The following is a 17560-nucleotide window of genomic DNA, read 5'->3' as shown; positions in this document are numbered from 1 at the left end:
CGCTATGGACACGCCACGGCAAGGCTGGATGGATGCGGACCTGACGCTGTTCCAGGATTCGACGCGCCGCCTCTTCGAAAAGGAGTTCGTGCCCGACGAAGAGCGCTGGCGCAAGCAGCAGCACGCGGACCGCGAGGTCTGGAACAAGGCGGGCCGGTTGGGCCTGCTGTGCGTGAGCATGCCCGAGGCCTATGGCGGGGGCGGAGGCAACTTCGCGCACGAAGCCATCGTGGCGGCGGAGCAGGCGCGCGCCATGGTGCACGGCTTCAGCAACAACGTGCACAGCGCCATCCTGGCGCATTACATACTGAACTACGGCACGGAAGAGCAGAAGCGGCGGTGGCTGCCACGCATGGCCACGGGCGAACTGGTGGGCGCCATCGCCATGAGTGAGCCGGGAGCCGGGTCCGACCTGAAGAGCGTGCGCACCACCGCCGTCAAGCAGGGCGAGCAGTATGTCCTCAATGGCTCCAAGACCTTCATCACCAACGGCTTGCACGCGGACCTGGTCTGCGTGGTCGCCAAGACCGATCCCCAGGCGGGGGCCAGGGGCGTGTCGCTGATCATGGTGGAAACGCAGGACCTGCCGGGCTTCAGGCGCGGGCGGTTGCTGGAGAAGCTGGGTCAGAAAAGCCTGGACACGGCGGAGCTGTTCTTCGATGGCGCGCGCGTGGGCGAGGACTGCCTGCTGGGTGGCGTCGAGGGCCGTGGCTTCGCCCAGCTCATGCAGCAGCTGCCGCGCGAACGGCTGCTGATCGCGGTGGGCGCCGTGGCCACCATGCGTCGCGCCATCGAGGAAACCCTGGCCTACGCGAGCTCCCGGCAGGTCTTCGGCCAGGCGCTCATCGAACTCCAGAACACGCGCTTCAAGCTGGCCGAGTGCGAGACAGTCGCCACCATTGCGGCGCGTTTCGTCGACGATTGCATCGAGCGCCAGCTGGCGGGCACGCTGGACCTGTCCACGGCGGCCATGGCCAAGTGGTGGACCACGCAGATGAACTGCCAGGTGATCGACGAATGCCTGCAATTGCACGGCGGCTACGGCTACATGCTTGAATACCCGATAGCCAGGCTGTACGCGGATGCGCGGGTCGGCAAGATCTACGGAGGCTCCAACGAGATCATGAAGGAAATCATCGCGCGCGCCATGACCGCCTGAGGCGCATGGCGGACAGTCAGAACAACGATGAGGAGACAAGATGCACCAAGCGCATTATCGGTACTGGCCCAAGGGGCTGCCGAAGGAGATCAGCCCGCCGCAGTCCAGCCTGTACTTCAACCTGGAGGCGTCCGCCACGCGCTATCCGGGCAAGGCCGCCATCGTGTTCTACGACACCGTGCTGGACTACGCGCGGCTCAAGCGCGAGGTCGACGCCATGGCCGGCTACCTGCAGCACAGCGCGGGCGTGAAGGCAGGCGACCGCGTCCTGTTGCTGAGCCAGAACTGTCCGCAGTTTGTCATCGCGTACTACGCGATCCTGCGCGCCGAGGCGGTGGTGGTGCCGGTCAATGCCATGAGCACGCCGGACGAATTGGCGCATTACCTGGCGGACAGCGGTGCCCGCGTGGCCTTCGCGGCCCAGGAACTGTGCGCGCGGCTGGACGGCTTCGCCGCTGACGGACGCCTGGAGCGTGTCATCGTCCACACCTATTCGGATTATTTGCAGGGACCGGCTCCTGATGCGCCCGAATGGGTCGCCGCGCCCAGGCGCGCACCCGATGTGCGCGGCGGCGTGCCCTGGTACGGCGCGCTGGCGGTCAACGTACAGCCGTTGCCGCACCGGGCCGGGTCGAAGGACCTCTGCCTGCTGCCTTATACCTCGGGCACCACCGGGCGGCCCAAGGGCTGCCGCCATACCCACGGCACCATGAATGCATCCCTGGCCGGTTCGCAGCTATGGCGCGGCCTCACCTCCGAAGCGGTCATCATGGGCGTGGCGCCGATGTTCCATCTGTTGGGCATGCAGAGCTGCATGAATACGCCAATCCTGCTGGGCGCCACGGTGGTGGTATTGCCGCGCTGGGACCGCGAAGTGGCCGGGAGGCTGATGGCGCGTCATCGCGTCAGCGTCTGGGCCGCGCCGCCCGCGATGGTCGTGGATTTCTTCGCGCAACCCGGCATCGAAAAGCTGGACCTGTCCAGCCTGGCGCAGCTATGCGGCGGCGGAGCCCCCATGCCCGAGGCGGTCGCTGCCATGTTGGCCAGCCGCTACGGCATCACCTACAACGAGGCCTATGGGCTGACGGAAACCGCCTCGTTCCTGCACTGCAATCCGCTGGACCGCAACAAGCGCCAATGCATAGGCGTCCCCACCTTCGGCGTGGACACGCGGATCGTGGATCCGGCCACGCTGGTTGAACTGCCCCAGGGCGACACCGGCGAACTCGTCACGCGCGGCGCGCAGGTCATGCTGGGGTACTGGAACAATCCGCAGGCCGATGAGGAAGCCTTTTTCATGCTGGACGGGCAGCGCTATTTCCGCACTGGCGATTTGGGCCGCGTGGACGAAGACGGCTATTTCTACGTGACCGATCGCCTGAAGCGCATGATCAACGCATCCGGCTACAAGGTCTGGCCGGCGGAGGTCGAGAACGCGCTGTACGAGCATCCGGCAGTCCACGAGGCCTGCGTGATCGGAGTGCCGGATGCCTGCCGCGGCGAAACGGTGAAGGCTCTGCTGGTGTTGCGCGACGAGGCGCGCGGCAGCGTGCGCGAAGAAGATGTGATTGCCTGGGCGCGGACGCGCATGGCTGCCTACAAGGCGCCGCGCATCGTGGAGTTCGTGGAGGTTTTACCTAAGTCCAGCACGGGCAAGATCCTGTGGCGGCAGCTGCAGGAGGAGGGCAAGACGGCGGCCTAGCTCGGCGTGTCCGGCAGCTCAGGGGCCGGCGGGCCGCTCCTGGCCATTCTCGGCCCGCACCCCTGGCGCAAGCGGCTGATGCAAGAAGGGGCGGCTGGCTAGCCTATCTCAGGGTGATCCCCGTCTGTTGCACGACCCGCGTCCAATATTGGCGATCGTCCTCCATCCTTGCGGCGAGATCCCTTGACGTGCCGCCTTCAGCGATCAGTCCCAGTTGCGCATAGCGCTCGCGCACGTCGCTCGTTGAAAGCACGGTTGCCACATCTGTCGTGATGCGGTCGGCCACGGCCTGAGGGGTGCCGGGCGGCGCGTAGAGCCCAACCCAGGTATCCCGGTTCAGGCCGGCGATGCCCAACTGGTCGAAGCTGGGCACGCCGGGCAGCAGGGGCGAACCCGCCGGCGTGGTGACGGCCAGCACGCGGGTCTTGCCCGTCTGGGCCGCCTTGGTGGCGCCGGATGCGCTCAGGAAGGCGCTGCCTACGTGTCCCCCTAGCAGGCCGCTCAGATTGGGGCCTTCTCCCGCAAAGGGTATGTGGGTGATGTCGATGTCCATTTCGCGCTTGAGCAGTTCGCCGAAGAAATGCGTGCTCGTGCCTTCGCCGCTGGAGCCGAAGCTCACGGCACCGGGCTTGGTGCGAGCCAGCTCGACATACTGTGCGAGGCTATCCGCCGGAACCGCTTGCCGGTTGACCAGTAGCGCGACCGGTGTGGTGAAAAGGGTGGACACGGGCACCAGGTCCGCTGCCGCCGGCGCAGCGCCATCCTGGCCGCGGCTTAGCTGTTCGTTAAGGGTCGAATTGGTCGCCGCGACCAGGGTGTTGCCGGGCGGACTCTTGGCCGCCAGGGCCAGGCCGATGCGGCCGGAGGCGCCGGGGCGGTTCTCGACGATCACGGCCTGATTCCACAGGACGCTCAAGCGCTCGGCCAGGATGCGGGCGGCGCCATCGACGGCGCCGCCCGCGGGGTAGGGCACGATCAACCGCACCGGCTGGTCTGGGTAGGGGGCGGCGGCGCAGGCGGGCTCGGGGTTGAGCGCCGCGATCGCGACGGCCGTGAACGCGATCAAGCGGATGGCATGGTGCATTGCTGGTCTCCCTTGTGCATATCGAGCGCTCAGATCACGCCGGCCGCGCGCAGCCGGGCGATGCTGTCTGGCGGCAATCCCAGCAGCTCGCCATAGACCGTTTCATTGTCTTGCCCCAGTTCGGCGCCAGCATGGCTGGGCTCCGTCGGATCGCGGGCGAAGCGCGGCACGACGTTGGGCATCTGCAGCATGCCGAAGTCGCGGTCCGGGACGTCAACGATGGAACGCCGCGCCACCACGTGGGGATCCTTGACCACCTGTTCGATGGTGTAGATCGGCGCCAGCGTGCCGTTGGCCTGTTCGAAGGCCGCGAGCACCTGGTCCAGATCGTGTCCGGCGCACCAATCGATGAAGACGCGGTTCAACTCCTGTTCATGCAGGACCCGGCTGGCGTTGTTGGCGTAGCGGGGATCCAGCGCCAGGTCCGGCCGGCCGATGGCCTGGCAGTTGTTGGCGAACATGGAGTCGATCGAGCCGGCCATGGATACCCAATGGTTGTCTCGCGTCCGGTAAACCGCGGAAGGTGCGGAGTAGGGGCTGCGGTTGCCGTTCCGGGCGGGCACGGTACCAAGCTGCTGGTAGACCCCGGGCATGAAGTCCAGCAGCCGGGTGATGCACTCCGTCAGCGCAAGGTCGATCTCTTCGCCGGGCCGGGCAGGGTCGCGGGCGCGCGGCCATAGAGCCGTGAGGATGCCGATGGCGCCGAACAGTCCACCGATCGAGTCGCCGAGCGGCACGCCGGCGTGCATGGGCTCGTCCTCGGCATGCCCGGTGACGGTGGTCAGCCCGCCCATGGCCTCGAAGATCCGTGCGAAACCGGGCCGCTCCGAGTAAGGGCCGGACTGGCCGAAGCCCGTGACCCGCAGGATCACCAGGTTGGGCTTCAGCGACCACAGCACTTCCTTGGTCAGGCCCCAGCGGTCGAGCGTGCCGGGCCGGAAGTTCTCGATCAGCACGTCGAACTGCGGCACAAGCTGCTTGAAAATGTCGGCGCCTTCCGGCGTGCGCAAGTCCAGCGTGGCAAACCGCTTGCCGCGCTGGGCGGTCTTCCACCATATGCTTCTGCCATCCTTGAACGGCGGAAAGGCGCGCATGCCGTCGCCCTTGCGCGGCAGTTCCAGCTTGAGCACGTCGGCGCCGTAGTCGGCGAGCAGCGTGGCGGCGAAGGGGCCAGCGAGGACGGTGGCGATGTCCAGCACCTTCAGCCCGGCCAGGGGGCCTGTCTTGGCGTCGCGTCCTGTCATCATCGCGGCGCCAGTTGGCGGGCGATGATCTCCTTCATCACCTCATTGGCCCCGCCATAGATTTTCTGGCCGCGAGAATCCACGTACATGCGCGCGATGGGGTATTCACGCATGAATCCATAGCCGCCGAAGAGCTGCAGGCAGCGGTCGACCGTCTCGCACTCCTTCTGCGTGCCCCACCATTTCGCCATGGCGGCGGTAGCGGCGTCCAGTCTCCCTTGTTGCTGCCAGGCGATGCACTGATCGATGAATACCCGCGCCAGCGCGGCCTCCGTCTTCATCTCGGCGAACTCGAAACGGGTGTTTTGCAGCTTGAACAGGGGCTGGCCGAAGGCCTGGCGCTGATGCACGTGTTCCAGCGTCAGGCGCAAGGCCCGTTCGATGCTGGCGACGGCGCGTATGCCGATCAGCAGGCGCTCATAGGGCAGCTGCGCCATCATCTGGGCGAATCCCTGGCCTTCCCCGGCGCCCAGCAGGTTGGCGGCGGGAACCCTGGCCTCATCGAAGAAGAGTTCCACGGTATCCTGCGCCTTGAGTCCGATCTTGTCCAACGGCTCACCGCGGCGAAACCCCGCCAGCCCGCCGGTTTCCACCATCAGCAGCGACACGCCCTTGGCGCCCAGGGTGGCGTCGGTCTTTACGGCCAGCATCACCAGGTCCGCATGATGGCCGTTGGTGTTGAAGGTCTTGGAGCCATTGACCACATAGCTGTCGCCATCGCGCCGCGCGCGGGTCTTGATGCCTTGCAGGTCGGAGCCGGCGCCGGGTTCGGTCATGCCGATGGACGCGACGATGTCGCCGCTGGCCATGCCCGGCAGCCAGCGCCGCTTCTGCTCCTCGTTGCCGTAGTGGTGCAGGTAGTGGCCGACGATGTAGTGCGGGCCGAAACCAGGGCCGAAGCCGCATTCCGCGCTGACTTCGACCAGCGCCGCCAGATGGGCGTAATCGCCGTCGCCACCGCCATGCTCCGAAGGAAGATCAGCCAGCAGGAAGCCCATCGCGCCGAGCTGATTCCAGACCTCGCGATCGACGTAGCCCTGCGCCTCCCAGGCCGGCAGGCGCGGTAGCAGTTCGGCGCTCCAGTAGCGGCGGGCAGTTTGCTGGAACTGTTCGATCTCTGGCGTGCGCCAGGGGGATTGGTATTCGTCCATCAACACGTTGTTTCTCCTTTCTTGTCCGATGTGCGCCGGTCAGGCGCCGTACTTGCCCAGCACGGAGACGCTGCACACGTTCTGCCAGGGAAAGCCGCCCAGGTTGTGGATCACACCCAGGGCGGGATCGTCGGCGCGCTGGCGGGCGCCGGCGCGGCCCAGCATCTGCAGATACATCTCGTAGGCCATGCGCAGTCCGGTCGCGCCGATGGGATGGCCAAAGCACTTGAGGCCGCCGTCGATCTGGCAGGGAATCGTGCCGTCCGCGTCATAGAATCCGTCCAGCACGTCATGGGCGCCGCGCCCTTCAGCCGAGATGTGCATGTCCTCCATCGTCACCAGTTCAGTGATGGAAAAGCAGTCGTGCACTTCCAGCAGGTCGATCTGCTGGCGCGGCCGTCCTATGCCGGCCTCTTCATAGGCGCGGGCCGACGCGACCCGGGTGGTCTGGAAGTAGCTGCCGTCCCAGCTGTCGTGCCCGGCTTCGCTGCCGCTGGATACCGCCAGCTGGAGCGCCTTGATTGCCACCAGGTCGCGCTTGCCCAGGCCGCGCGCGATGTCAGGCGTGGTCAATATCGCGCAAGCAGCGCCGTCCGAAACGCCGCAGCAGTCGTACAGGCCCAGCGGCTCGGCGATCATCGGCGCGTTGATCGCGTCCTCCATGCTGATCGGATTGCGGAGATGGGCCTTGGGATTGCGGCCGGCGTTGGCGTGGCTTTTCACCGAGATATGGGCGATGGCGCGCTTCAGGTCGCGCGCATCGACGCCATGCTTGGCGCGGTAGGCGCTGGCCAACTGCGCGAACGAGCCGGGCGCGCTGATGTTGGGCCACACGATGTCGTTGAGCGGACCGCGCGGACGTTGGGGCAGGCCGCCGTAGCCGGTGTCCTTAAGCTTCTCCACACCGAAGGCCAGCGCAAAGTCGCAGGCGCCGGAGGCCACCGCATAGGCGGCGCCGCGCAGCGCTTCCGAGCCGGACGCGCAGAAATTCTCCACGCGCGAGACGGGGATGTTGGGCAATCTCAGGGCAACGCCCAGCGGTACGCCGCCGCTGCCCAGGTGCTGCGTTTCGATGCCGGTGCCCAGCCATGCCGCCTGGATCTGTTCCTTGCCGATCCCGGCATCCAGCAGGCATTCGCCGAAGGCCTCCACCGCGAGATTCTCAGCGCTGCGATCCCAGCGCTCGCCAAAGTGCGAGCAGCCCATCCCCAGGATCACCACCTTGTCACGAATTCCCGTTGCCATGCCTGTTCTCCTTAGGGTTGGCGACGGTCGCCTTCCAGAAATAGCGGGTGTAGCCGCGCGCGGCGTCGTACGCCTTGATCCGAAAGCTCATGCGCAGCGCAACGCCGACAGCGAGCTCGTCTTCGTCCATGTCGGCGTAGTCCATCATCAGGCGGCCTCCGCCTTCGAACTGAACCATGCCGTAGCAGGCAGGCGGATCGGGGGTATAGGCCAGGCGGTCCGCCGTGTAGCTCATGATCCTGGCCGGGGTGTCGGCGAACGGCAGGTCCTCTTGCGTGCCGCTGGCGCCGCAGGCGGGATTGACGCAGATGTCGGCGCGCGGCCACTGGGCCGTGCCGCAAGCGCGGCAACGCCCGCCGACGAAGCCGTGCACCGCCTTGCGGTTGCGGTATTCGACGGAGAGCGGCGTAAGCTTGTCGTTGTCGGCGCGCATGCCGCGTTCCAGCGCAAGCTGGTCGTTGAAAACCAGGAACTTCATGTAGTTGTCCTCGGCCTTGCCGCGCGCCAGCCAGCCTTGCGCGCCCAGCCGGCCAGGCAGGGCGGCCAGGGCCGGGGTGGTGCGCAAGACCAGCACGTCCACTCCCTGGCCGAATGCGACCAACACCAGCACTTGCCCCGGGGCGGCCGCACCCAGAGCATGTGCCAGCATCAGCAGCGGATGGGCGCAGCCAGCGTTGCCTACCGTGGCCGCCAGCGTGTCATGCGCGCGGTCGGGGGGGATGCCGGCGAGCTTGGCGATCCGCTGCGCCGCGCCCTTTTGCGGCAGCGCCACGCACAGGGTATCCACCTGGCCAGGGTCCAGCCGGGCCTGGCGCAGCGCCGCCGAGATGGCCTGCGGAATCTGCGCGCTGTGTCCTTCCTCGCGTATCCAGCGCTCTTCCCAATAGGTGTCGGTGGCCGCGCCGACGCCGCGATAGTGGTCGGCCATGTCGATGCTGCGGCTTTCCAGCGCCAGGGGTTCGGCGATGGCCTCGCCATCGCCCACCAGCACCGCGCCCGCGGCATCGCCGTACAGCAGCTCCTGCGCGCTGGCCACTTTGGCCTTGCGGCGGTCGCTCGCCACGACCAGCGCGCTGCGTCCAGGGCCCCCGCGCAGCGCCTGCATCAAGGCGGAGGTTGCACCGCGCTGCGAGGACGCGACGTCGATGGCGCCGATGTCCTCGGCCAGATTCAAGGCCTGCGCCACGATGCTGGCGTTCAACCGGCTGGCGTAGGGCAACGAGGTCGAGGCCAGCAGCAGGTCGTTCACGGCGGGGCTATCGAACCCCTGCAGGCAGTCGCGCGCGGCTTCCACTGCCATGGTGATGGCATCCTCGTCGTAACCGCACATGGAACGCTCGCCGGCGCGATGTGCCGCCAGCGAGGCGTCGTACCAGGAATGGCTGCGCACGATCGCCTCACGCTGCAGGCGCAGGCGCGGAATGTAGGCGCCGAAGGAAAGTATGCCTCTCATGCGCCTGCTCCGTGCGCCGCGTCGATGATGGCCAGACCGTTGTTCAGCACCACTTTCTGGCGTTCCAGCGCCGTGGCGCGGAAGCGGACTTCGCCGCTGGCGCCCCAGGCCTCGACGCGGATGGTCTCGCCGGGATAGACCGGCGCGCTGAAGCGCACGTCGATGCGCTTGAGTCTGGCCGGCTCGTAGTCGCACAGCATGCGCAGCAGCCCGTGGCAGGCGATGCCGTAGGAGCAGAGGCCATGCAGGATGGGCCGCTCGAAACCGCCCGCGCGCGCGACCTCGGGGTCCGCATGCAGCGGATTCAGGTCGCCGGACAGGCGGTAGAGTAGGGCCTGGGATGTCAGCGTGGGCAGGTCGCAGACGTGTTCGGGCGTGCTTTCCGGCAGCTTGGCGGGCGCCGGTGACGGGCCGCTGGCGCCGCCGAAGCCGCCGTTGCCGCGCGCCATCACTGCCTGTTCCACGGTGGCAAGCAGGGCGCCGTCGCGCGTTTCCAGCGTGCGTTCCACGAAGAAAAGCGCACCGACGTCCGGCCCCTTGTCGAGGATGTCCTTGATCCGCGTACGTCCGATGACGGTGCCGGCCGGCGCCAGCGGACGATGCAGCTGCACCGACTGGCTGGCGTGCAGCACTCGGCGCCAGTCTATGCCGGTGTCGGGTTCCTTCATCCAGAAGCCGGGGTAGCCTAGCACCGCGGCCTGGGTTGGCACCGCCAATTGCCGCTCTTCGTAGACGAAGGGCAGTTCGCGCGCATCCAGCGGGTCGCGGCCCAAGCCCAGTCCCAGCGCGTACAGGATGGAGTCCTTGGCGGTGTAGGTCTGCTCCACCGGTTCGAAGTGGCGCCGCATCAGTTTGTCGGGGTCGAGTCTCATGGCGGGCCTCATACCGGAGTCCAGGCGAAAGCCTCGCGCGCGCTTTCCAGCGGCACCAGACTGGGCTGCATCGCAGGGATTGCATGCTCGGCGATGGCTTCGACGGTCCAGCCTTCCGAGCGATGCACGCTGCGTACCGGCCGCGGCTGGCTGAACAGCATGATTTCGTTCTTGCGCACGCCGAAGATCTGCCCGCTCACGCCGGCGGCCAGGTCTGACAGCAGGTACACGACCATGGGGGCGATCTTGTCGGCGGTCATCTGCTTGAAGCGTTCCAACCGGCGCTTCTGCTCCTCGGTTTCGTCGGGCAGGGTGCCGATGAGGCGGCTCCAGGCCCAAGGCGACACGCAGTTCGAGCGTACGTTGCAACGTTCCATTTCCAGCGCGATGGAGCGCGATATCCCGACGATGCCCAGCTTGGCCGCCGAATAATTGGCCTGGCCGATGTTGCCCACCAGGCCGGCTGCCGAGGTCATGTGCACGTAGGCGCCGGACTGCTGCTCGCGGAACATCGCGGCGGCGGCGCGGCTGACGTTGTAGGCGCCTTGCAGATGCACGTCGATGACCTGCTGCCAGTCCACGTTGCTCATCTTGTGGAACATCCGGTCGCGCAGGATGCCGGCGTTATTGACCACGCCGTCCAGCCGTCCGAAGTTATCGACGGCGGTCTGTACCATGCGCGCCGCCGCATCCGGGTCGGAGACGCTGTCGCCGTTGGCGACGGCGCGCCCGCCTGCCTGGCGGATTTCCGCGACCACCTCGGATGCCGGGTCCAGCGTGCCTGCGCCTTCGCCGTTCGGACTGCCGCCCAGATCGTTGACCACCACGGCTGCGCCCTCGCGCGCCGCCAGCAGGGCGATTTCGCGGCCGACGCCGCGGCCGGCGCCGGTGACCAGAACGACTTTCCCTTCAAGTACTCCAGCCATTTCATCTCCTTGGCAGGTTGATCCGTACACCCGGAATCGGGATGGGCCAACTGTAGGCATGGAGGGCGAGCGGGGTAAGCACGCGCAGCGGATGGCAGGTATGCAGGATCGGCAACGCTCAGGTCGATTCGTGGTGATTCGGTCCGTGCTGCGTGGCAGCAAGAACGCTCCCGGAGCTGCTGCGGGTTGATCCCGATCCGGCATGGATGAAGCAGCCGGTCGGCGCGCGCTTGCCGCAACGCAGCACCTTTGACGCGGCGCCGCGCCAGGCCGCATGGGCGCGATACGCCCTGATATGATCAAAAAAAACCAATGCAGGCTGTCCCATCCCGGCAGGAGACAGAAAGTGAAACTGGTGGCCCGCGCAGCCGATGAGCTGAAGATCGAGAACGTGTCCGCTTTCGTCGCGACTGCGGAGTCAGGCAGTTTTTCGCAGGCGGCGGTGCTGCGGGGATGCTCGCAGTCCATGCTGAGCCGGCGGGTATTGGAACTGGAAGAACAGTTGGGCGGCCGCCTGTTCAACCGCACTGGCCGCGGCGTGCTGCTGACCGAGTTGGGCGTGGCGCTGCTGCCCGTGGCGCAGGGCCTGCTGGATGGCGCCACCGGCTTCCTGGAGCTGGCTTCCTCCACCAATGAGCAGCCGTCCGGCACGGTGGAGATCGCCTTGCCGCGCTGGGCCGCCGAAGGCCCGGTGTCGATGCTGGTGAATCGCATAACGTCCCAGTTTCCCAGGATCCATCTGGTCATACACGAAAGCTACAGCCGCGACGTGATGGACAGGCTGGCGGCGGGCAAGCTCGATATCGGCGTCTTCAACAGCTGCCAGCCCGAGCCGCCCGCCCAGGCACAGCGCCTGTTTTCGTCCGACCTGGTGCTGCTGGGCCGGCGCGATTCGCCGCTGTTGCGCGACCCCACCGTGCCGCTGGCCGCATTGAACGGCTTGTCCATCGTGATGCCGCCTTCGCCCAACCCCGTGGAGGCCGTGGTGCGTGAACGCACCCGCGACATGCAGCTGGAGTTGCGCGCGGAACTGGAGATCAACTCCGGCGCGATGATCCGCGAGGTGGTGCGCCGCTGCGGCCGCCATGCCATTACCCAGGTGCATCGCATCGAGGACTACCTGGACGAAGGCGACCTGGCGATTTCCCGCATCGTCGAACCGGCGCTCACCTTGCACACCTTCTGCGCCACCGGCGCCAAGCACCGCATCAACCGCGCCAGCCTTGCGGTAGAGCGCTGCCTGGTCGCGGTGCTGGGAGAGCACTTCGTCCGATTGCAGCAGGCCGCGCAGATGCGCGAGGCGCGCTGGGCCAAGGCCTGGCAGACAGCTGTTCAGACCGTGCATAGCTGATCGTCGGTTCCCGCATGGCACGCCGGAGTTCTTGTCGCTATCGTGACAGGCCACAAGAACCCGAGGAGACGAAACCATGTCCGTTGCCAGAACCGCGTGGCGCGCTGCAGTGCTCGCCTGCGCCGCACTGCTTGCTTCGATGCCGGCCGCAGGAGCCGGAGCCGATGCCTATCCTTCACGTCCCATACGCTTCATCGTGCCCATCGGACCCGGCAGCAGCGGCGATACGATGACGCGCACCTTCGCCGAGCACCTTCGCAAAGTGGCGGGCCAGTCCACACTGGTGGAGAACCGGCCCGGCGCTGAACTCTCGCTAGGCACCCAGGTGGCGCTGAGCGCGCCAGCCGACGGCTACACCGTGGTGTTGATCAGCCCCAGCGCGACAGTGATCAACCCATTGTTTGTAAAAGACTTGCCGTATCGCCCCGAGGATCTGCTGCCGATGCTCAACGTGACCCGGCACGTGGCCGTGCTGGTCGCATCGGTGAGTTCGCCATACAAGAACCTGGGCGACGTCGTCGCGGCAGCCCGCCGCGACAAGGGCGGCGTCAGCCTGGCCACCTACGGGAACAGCTATCGCCTGGGCGCGCTCGACCTGGCCAGCCGCGCGGGCGTGGATTTCAACCATGTCCCATACAAGGGCGCCGCGCAGGCAGTGGCGGACGTGGTGGGGGGCTCGGTGGATCTGGCGTTGATAGACATCGCCGGCGCCGCGCCCCTGGTCGCCTCGGGGAAAATCCGGGCGCTGGCCGTAGCCGGAGACCAGCGTCATCCGCTGCTGCCCGACGTGGCGACCGTGCAGGAATCGGGCTATCCCGGCTACTCCCTGTACATTTTCATAGGCTTCGCCATACACGCCAAGACGCCTCCGGCGATAGCCGGCAAGCTTGAAGACATGATGCGACAGGTCATGGACGATCCGGCGCTGCGGGCGCAACTGGCCCAGCAGAGCGGTGGCGAAGTGGTGGGGATTGGGAGCAAGGAATTCTCCCGGGAAATTCAGGCCGAAAAGTTGCGGTACGGGGAATTGGCGCGCACGGTCGGCGGCGCGCTGCCCTGAACTAGGGCCGGCTCGGCCGCGATCTCCCGCCAATATCCTGGATGTATCGGCTGACCCAAATATAGTATTTCCGGCGCTTGCAGTTCTTACCTAGGATGTCCAGCAAGACATTCTGGAATGGGAGCTGTCATGTTCGAAGGTGGTGTTTGCAGGATATCCGGGCCGCGCGGGATGCGCGTGCGGGCGGGGCGTTCGGGGTGCAGGGCATGAGTGGCCCGTTGGAAGGCGTGCGCATCCTGGATGTCACCACGGTGCTGATGGGCCCCTACGCCACGCAGATACTGGGAGACCTGGGCGCGGACGTGATCAAGGTCGAACCTCCGGCCGGCGACAACGTGCGCGGCATCGGCCCGGCGCGGCATCCTGGCATGGGCGGAATCTTTCTGCACGCCAACCGCAGCAAGCGCAGCGTCGTGCTGGACTTGAAGCGGCCCGCCGGCCGCGACGCGCTGCTGAAGCTGGCGGCGACCTGCGACGTCCTGATCTACAACGTGCGGCCGCAGGCCATGGCGCGGCTGGGGCTGTCTTATCAGGAGCTGGCGCAGGTCAACCCGGCGATCCTGTATGTGGGCGTCTACGGCTACGATCAGCGGGGGCCCTATGCGGCGCGCGCCGCCTACGACGACCTGATCCAGGGCGCGGTGGCCATCCCGGCGTTGTCGGTCCAGGCTGGCAGTGAAACACCTCGGTACGCGCCCAGCGCCATTGCCGACCGCATCGTGGGCATCAGCGCGGCCAACGCGGTCAGCGCCGGCCTGTACCACCGGGCCCGGACAGGACAGGGGCAGGCCATCGATGTGCCCATGTTCGAGACCATGGCGCAATTGATTCTGGGCGATCACATGGCAGGCCAGTCCTTCGAGCCGCCCTTGGGCCCTCCCGGCTATCCGCGCATCCTGAACGCGGACCGGCGCCCTTATGCCACGCTGGACGGGCATATCTGCGTGTTGATCTACGCGGACAAGCAATGGGCGGCGTTCTTCGAATTGATCGGCCAGCCTGGGCGCGAGTCCACCGACCCGTGGTTCCGCGACATAGGCACTCGCACCCAGCACATCCATGCGATCTATCGCCTGGTGTCGGACGAGATCGCCAAGCGCACGACCGCGCAATGGCTCGAGGCGTTTGAGGCGGCGGATATTCCGGCCATGCCCATGCACACGGTGGATTCGCTGCTGCGCGATCCACAATTGGAAGCTGTCGGGTTCTTCAACACGGTCGAGCATCCCAGCGAGGGCAAGCTGCGCACGATGGCGGTGCCGTCGCGCTGGTCCGGCACGCCGCCCGACCCCTCGCGGCATGCGCCGCGGCTGGGCGAACACAGCGTCGAGGTGCTGAAGGAGGCCGGCTACCCGGATGAAGCCATTGCCACGCTGCTAAGGGATGGCGTGACCTTGACGGCGACCAACGATGCCGCAGTGACCGGAGCTGCCCATGACTGATTTCCTGAAACGCGAGCGCCATGGGGCCGTGCTGCTCCTGACCATGGACCGCGCGGCTACACGTAACGCGCTATCCGATCCCGACGCGATCGACGCGCTTGTGGACGTCTGCGCCGAGGTCAACGCGGACATGTCGGTGCGCGCCGTGGTGCTGACCGGCGCGCACGGCGTGTTCTCTTCCGGCGGCAATCTCAAGACCTTGTCCGCAGCCGTCGGCGCCGGCCTGGGCGAGCCGGTGCGCAGCCGGCAGGCCTACCGCGATGGCATCCAGCGTGTGCCGCTGGCCCTGTGCAATCTGGAAGTGCCGACGATAGCGGCGGTCAACGGGCCGGCCATCGGCGCGGGCTGCGACCTGGCCTGCATGTGCGACATGCGTCTGGCCGCCGAGGAGGCGCGCTTCGCCGAGAGCTTCGTCAAGCTGGGCCTGACGCCGGGAGACGGCGGCGCCTGGCTGCTGCCGCGGGTGGTCGGCATGTCGCGCGCGTGCGAGCTGGCGTTTACCGGCCGTAGCGTCGACGCCGCCCAGGCGCTCGACATGGGCTTGGTTTCGCAGGTGCTCAGCCAGGAGGCGCTGCTGCCGGCCGCCATGGCCCTGGCACAGGAGATTGCCCAGCATTCCGGCCATGCGCTGCGTCTGACCAAGCGCTTGCTGCGCGAAGGCCAGCACACCCGGCTGGATACCCTATTGGAATTATCGGCCGGCTTCCAGGCGTTGGCGCACCACACGCAAGAGCACGCCAGCGCATTGGACGCATACCTGGACAAGACGCGCGGCTGAGGCTTGCGCCCTGGCCACGGCAGCCTCGCCGACGCGCAACCGACAACGAGGCGACATAAGGAGGAGATCCATGGAGACAAAAAGAAGAACGCTGGTGGCCGCTTTAGGCGCGCTGGCTGGCCTGCCGCTGGCGCGCGCCGTCGCCAATCCCGCGGCGTGGCCGGCGCAGCCCTTGCGGCTGATCCTGCCTTACGCGGCGGGCGGTCCGACCGATGTGCTGGCCCGGGCCGTGGCGCAGCACGTGGCGCGGCAACTGGACCAGCCCGTGGTCGTCGAGAACAAGACCGGCGCCAGCGGCAACATCGCTGGCGAAACCGTGGCGCGCGCGCGGCCCGACGGATACACCCTGCTATATCACTCGTCGGGCCTGGCTATCAGCCCCGCGCTGTACCGGCAGCTGCCCTATGACCCATTGCGCGATTTCGCGCCGGTGGGGCTGACGGCCTCGATCCCGTTGGTGCTGATGACGACCAATGCCTTGCCGCCCAGGGACACCAGCGAATTCATCGCCTACCTCAAGGCGCGTCCCGATGCGCTCAGCTATGGCACCGGCGGCGTCGGCAACATCACGCATTTGAGCGTGGCGCTGTTCCTGCATGCCACCGGCACGCGCGCCGTGGGCATTCCCTTCAAGGGCACCAATCCGGCCATGGTGGCGATGCTGGGCGGCCAGGTGCAGTTCATGGTGGACGCGATCAGCTCGGCGCTGCCTTATATCCGTGACGGCAGGGTCAAGGCGCTGGCCGTGACCGGCGCCGAACGGTCGCCCGCGTTGCCGCAGGTGCCGACGCTGCGCGAAGCCGGCTTGCAGGACCTTACGATGAGTACTTGGCAAGGCGTGCTGGCGCCGGCTGCCACGCCGCAGCCGGTGATCCAGCGCCTGAACCAGGCGGTGGCCGCGGCGGTGCGCGATCCGGCCATCGCCGGACCGTTTACGGCGCAGGGGGTAGACCTGCGCAGTTCCTCGCCCGCCGAGTTCCAGGCTTATCTGGGGCAGGAGGTCCGGCGCTGGGGCGACGCGGTCAGGATGGCAGGCATACAGCCTGAATGAATATGGCAAACGCCATGGCCGCGAGGCCATGACTATGAATGGAACAGCCTTGCGGAGACAAGTATGAATATCAGGACCCTGGCCATGACGGCGATGCTGGGCGCGGCGCTGGCGCTGGGCGGCAACGCCCGCGCCGCGGAAAAGTATCCCTCGCATCCGGTGAAGATCATCGTCTCGCTGCCGCCCGGCAGCGGCGCCGACACCACGGCGCGATTCCTGTCCAAACATCTGGCCGAGCAGTTCGGACAGCCGTTCATCGTCGAGAACCGGCCGGGCGCCAACAGCTTCATCGCCGCCCAGGCGGTGGCGACCGCCGCGCCGGATGGCTACACGATGTTCGTGGCCAGCAATTCGCCCATGACGACCAATGCCGCCGTCTTCAAGCACCTGCCCTATGACGCGATCAAGGATTTTTCGCCGGTCGCGCCCATCGCGCGTTTTCCCATGGTGCTGGTGGTGCCGGCCAACTCGCCATACCGCAACGTGGCGGACCTGGTATCGGCCGCCAGGGAAGCGCCCGGCAAGCTGAACTTCGCGAGCGGAACCGCGACCTATCAGGTGGTGCTGGAGCTGTTCCATGAGCAGAACGGGATCAAGGCCACGCACGTGCCGTACAAGGGCACGTCGGCCGCCCTGGCGGATCTGGCGGGCGGCGTGGTGCAGTACAGCCTGGCCGACGTCAGCGCCGCGCTGCCGCTGATACGCGGCGGCAAGCTGAGGCCGCTGGCAGTGACCAGCGCGAAGCGCATCAAGGACCTGCCGGACGTGCCTACGATGCAGGAGAGCGGCACCAAGGGCTACGAGGCCTATGCCTGGACGGCTGCGTTCTTTCCCGCGAAGGTCGATCCCGCCATCGTGGCGCGCGTGTCGGATGCAGTGCAGGCGCTGGTGTGCAGCGACGAGGGCCGCGCGTTCATGGCCAATCTGGGCGGCGAGTCGTTTGTCGGCGGCCCCGAGACGCTCGCGGCCTTCCAGAAGGACGAGCTCGAGTCCATGCGGCGCATCGCCAAGCTGGCCAATATCCAGCAGGAGTAGACGCGTC

15 protein-coding genes are annotated in these 17560 nt (G+C 67.0%); 8 read left to right on the top strand and 7 right to left on the bottom strand.

The genetic code is table 11. The annotated features are described in order from the left end of the window. The first annotated feature begins 4 nt into the window (after positions 1-4). Both AC1RHV_RS11060 and AC1RHV_RS11055 read left to right on the top strand, forming a co-directional pair. Positions 5-1159 carry an acyl-CoA dehydrogenase family protein gene (locus tag AC1RHV_RS11060; RefSeq protein WP_119451001.1) on the top strand — a complete coding sequence of 385 codons (1155 nt, stop codon included), beginning with the start codon at positions 5-7 and terminating at the stop codon, positions 1157-1159. Between the two features lie 40 nt (positions 1160-1199). Then, complete coding sequence (locus tag AC1RHV_RS11055; protein WP_306652338.1) at positions 1200-2861, top strand: long-chain fatty acid--CoA ligase; 1662 nt, start codon at positions 1200-1202, stop codon at positions 2859-2861. 103 nt (positions 2862-2964) lie between these two features. On the opposite strand, the gene AC1RHV_RS11050 is transcribed toward AC1RHV_RS11055, so the two are convergent. From AC1RHV_RS11050 to AC1RHV_RS11020, 7 genes are read right to left on the bottom strand one after another with little or no spacing between them, the layout of a single operon-like run. Then, on the bottom strand, positions 2965-3945 hold the full coding sequence (locus tag AC1RHV_RS11050; protein WP_492300746.1) for a Bug family tripartite tricarboxylate transporter substrate binding protein: 981 nt from the start codon (positions 3943-3945) through the stop codon (positions 2965-2967). 29 nt (positions 3946-3974) lie between these two features. Then, a complete protein-coding gene (locus tag AC1RHV_RS11045) occupies positions 3975-5192 on the bottom strand; it encodes a CaiB/BaiF CoA transferase family protein (protein WP_225589080.1) in 1218 nt (405 codons plus the stop codon). Continuing rightward, positions 5189-6340, bottom strand: coding sequence for an acyl-CoA dehydrogenase family protein (locus AC1RHV_RS11040; RefSeq protein ID WP_175161898.1), 1152 nt, complete (start codon positions 6338-6340; stop codon positions 5189-5191). The genes AC1RHV_RS11045 and AC1RHV_RS11040 overlap by 4 nt, the downstream gene beginning before the upstream one ends. 39 nt (positions 6341-6379) lie before the next feature. After that, positions 6380-7585 carry an acetyl-CoA acetyltransferase gene (locus tag AC1RHV_RS11035; RefSeq protein WP_175161826.1) on the bottom strand — a complete coding sequence of 402 codons (1206 nt, stop codon included), beginning with the start codon at positions 7583-7585 and terminating at the stop codon, positions 6380-6382. Next, positions 7566-9038: a 3-oxoacyl-[acyl-carrier-protein] synthase III C-terminal domain-containing protein gene (locus AC1RHV_RS11030; RefSeq protein ID WP_492300745.1), complete on the bottom strand. Its 1473-nt coding sequence runs from the start codon at positions 9036-9038 to the stop codon at positions 7566-7568. Before AC1RHV_RS11030 ends, AC1RHV_RS11035 begins: the two co-directional genes overlap by 20 nt. After that, positions 9035-9910, bottom strand: a complete 876-nt coding sequence (locus AC1RHV_RS11025) for a MaoC family dehydratase (protein WP_192330787.1) — start codon at positions 9908-9910, stop codon at positions 9035-9037. The genes AC1RHV_RS11030 and AC1RHV_RS11025 overlap by 4 nt, the downstream gene beginning before the upstream one ends. An 8-nt stretch (positions 9911-9918) precedes the next feature. After that, on the bottom strand, positions 9919-10836 hold the full coding sequence (locus tag AC1RHV_RS11020) for an SDR family NAD(P)-dependent oxidoreductase (protein WP_175161832.1): 918 nt from the start codon (positions 10834-10836) through the stop codon (positions 9919-9921). Positions 10837-11182: 346 nt separating this feature from the next. Here AC1RHV_RS11020 and AC1RHV_RS11015 point away from each other — a divergent pair, with 346 nt between their 5' ends. The 6 genes from AC1RHV_RS11015 (at position 11183) to AC1RHV_RS10990 (ending at position 17553) form a co-directional block, all read left to right on the top strand. Next, positions 11183-12187 (top strand): LysR family transcriptional regulator, encoded by a 1005-nt coding sequence (locus AC1RHV_RS11015; protein WP_175161834.1) that lies wholly within the window; start codon positions 11183-11185, stop codon positions 12185-12187. Between the two features lie 76 nt (positions 12188-12263). Then, positions 12264-13247, top strand: coding sequence for a tripartite tricarboxylate transporter substrate binding protein (locus AC1RHV_RS11010; protein WP_492300744.1), 984 nt, complete (start codon positions 12264-12266; stop codon positions 13245-13247). A gap of 206 nt (positions 13248-13453) precedes the next feature. Further along, positions 13454-14689: a CaiB/BaiF CoA transferase family protein gene (locus tag AC1RHV_RS11005; RefSeq protein WP_492300742.1), complete on the top strand. Its 1236-nt coding sequence runs from the start codon at positions 13454-13456 to the stop codon at positions 14687-14689. Beyond that, positions 14682-15467, top strand: a complete 786-nt coding sequence (locus tag AC1RHV_RS11000) for a crotonase/enoyl-CoA hydratase family protein (RefSeq protein WP_192355222.1) — start codon at positions 14682-14684, stop codon at positions 15465-15467. The genes AC1RHV_RS11005 and AC1RHV_RS11000 overlap by 8 nt, the downstream gene beginning before the upstream one ends. Positions 15468-15537: 70 nt before the next feature. Further along, positions 15538-16518, top strand: coding sequence for a Bug family tripartite tricarboxylate transporter substrate binding protein (locus AC1RHV_RS10995; RefSeq protein ID WP_175161841.1), 981 nt, complete (start codon positions 15538-15540; stop codon positions 16516-16518). Positions 16519-16581: 63 nt separating this feature from the next. Continuing rightward, positions 16582-17553, top strand: coding sequence for a Bug family tripartite tricarboxylate transporter substrate binding protein (locus AC1RHV_RS10990; RefSeq protein ID WP_175161843.1), 972 nt, complete (start codon positions 16582-16584; stop codon positions 17551-17553). Positions 17554-17560: the final 7 nt, after the last annotated feature.

This window comes from Achromobacter sp. GW823-FHT04E03, assembly GCF_058796095.1.
Note: the sequence above shows the minus strand (reverse complement) of the source record. Positions and strands in the feature narration are given on the sequence as shown.

Coding starts and splice junctions, on each gene's coding strand:
- AC1RHV_RS11060 (WP_119451001.1), top strand. CDS start 5: ATGGACACGCCACGGCAAGGCTGGATGGATGCGGACCTGACGCTGTTC.
- AC1RHV_RS11055 (WP_306652338.1), top strand. CDS start 1,200: ATGCACCAAGCGCATTATCGGTACTGGCCCAAGGGGCTGCCGAAGGAG.
- AC1RHV_RS11050 (WP_492300746.1), bottom strand. CDS start 3,945: ATGCACCATGCCATCCGCTTGATCGCGTTCACGGCCGTCGCGATCGCG.
- AC1RHV_RS11045 (WP_225589080.1), bottom strand. CDS start 5,192: ATGATGACAGGACGCGACGCCAAGACAGGCCCCCTGGCCGGGCTGAAG.
- AC1RHV_RS11040 (WP_175161898.1), bottom strand. CDS start 6,340: ATGGACGAATACCAATCCCCCTGGCGCACGCCAGAGATCGAACAGTTC.
- AC1RHV_RS11035 (WP_175161826.1), bottom strand. CDS start 7,585: ATGGCAACGGGAATTCGTGACAAGGTGGTGATCCTGGGGATGGGCTGC.
- AC1RHV_RS11030 (WP_492300745.1), bottom strand. CDS start 9,038: ATGAGAGGCATACTTTCCTTCGGCGCCTACATTCCGCGCCTGCGCCTG.
- AC1RHV_RS11025 (WP_192330787.1), bottom strand. CDS start 9,910: ATGAGACTCGACCCCGACAAACTGATGCGGCGCCACTTCGAACCGGTG.
- AC1RHV_RS11020 (WP_175161832.1), bottom strand. CDS start 10,836: ATGGCTGGAGTACTTGAAGGGAAAGTCGTTCTGGTCACCGGCGCCGGC.
- AC1RHV_RS11010 (WP_492300744.1), top strand. CDS start 12,264: ATGTCCGTTGCCAGAACCGCGTGGCGCGCTGCAGTGCTCGCCTGCGCC.
- AC1RHV_RS11005 (WP_492300742.1), top strand. CDS start 13,454: ATGAGTGGCCCGTTGGAAGGCGTGCGCATCCTGGATGTCACCACGGTG.
- AC1RHV_RS11000 (WP_192355222.1), top strand. CDS start 14,682: ATGACTGATTTCCTGAAACGCGAGCGCCATGGGGCCGTGCTGCTCCTG.
- AC1RHV_RS10995 (WP_175161841.1), top strand. CDS start 15,538: ATGGAGACAAAAAGAAGAACGCTGGTGGCCGCTTTAGGCGCGCTGGCT.
- AC1RHV_RS10990 (WP_175161843.1), top strand. CDS start 16,582: ATGAATATCAGGACCCTGGCCATGACGGCGATGCTGGGCGCGGCGCTG.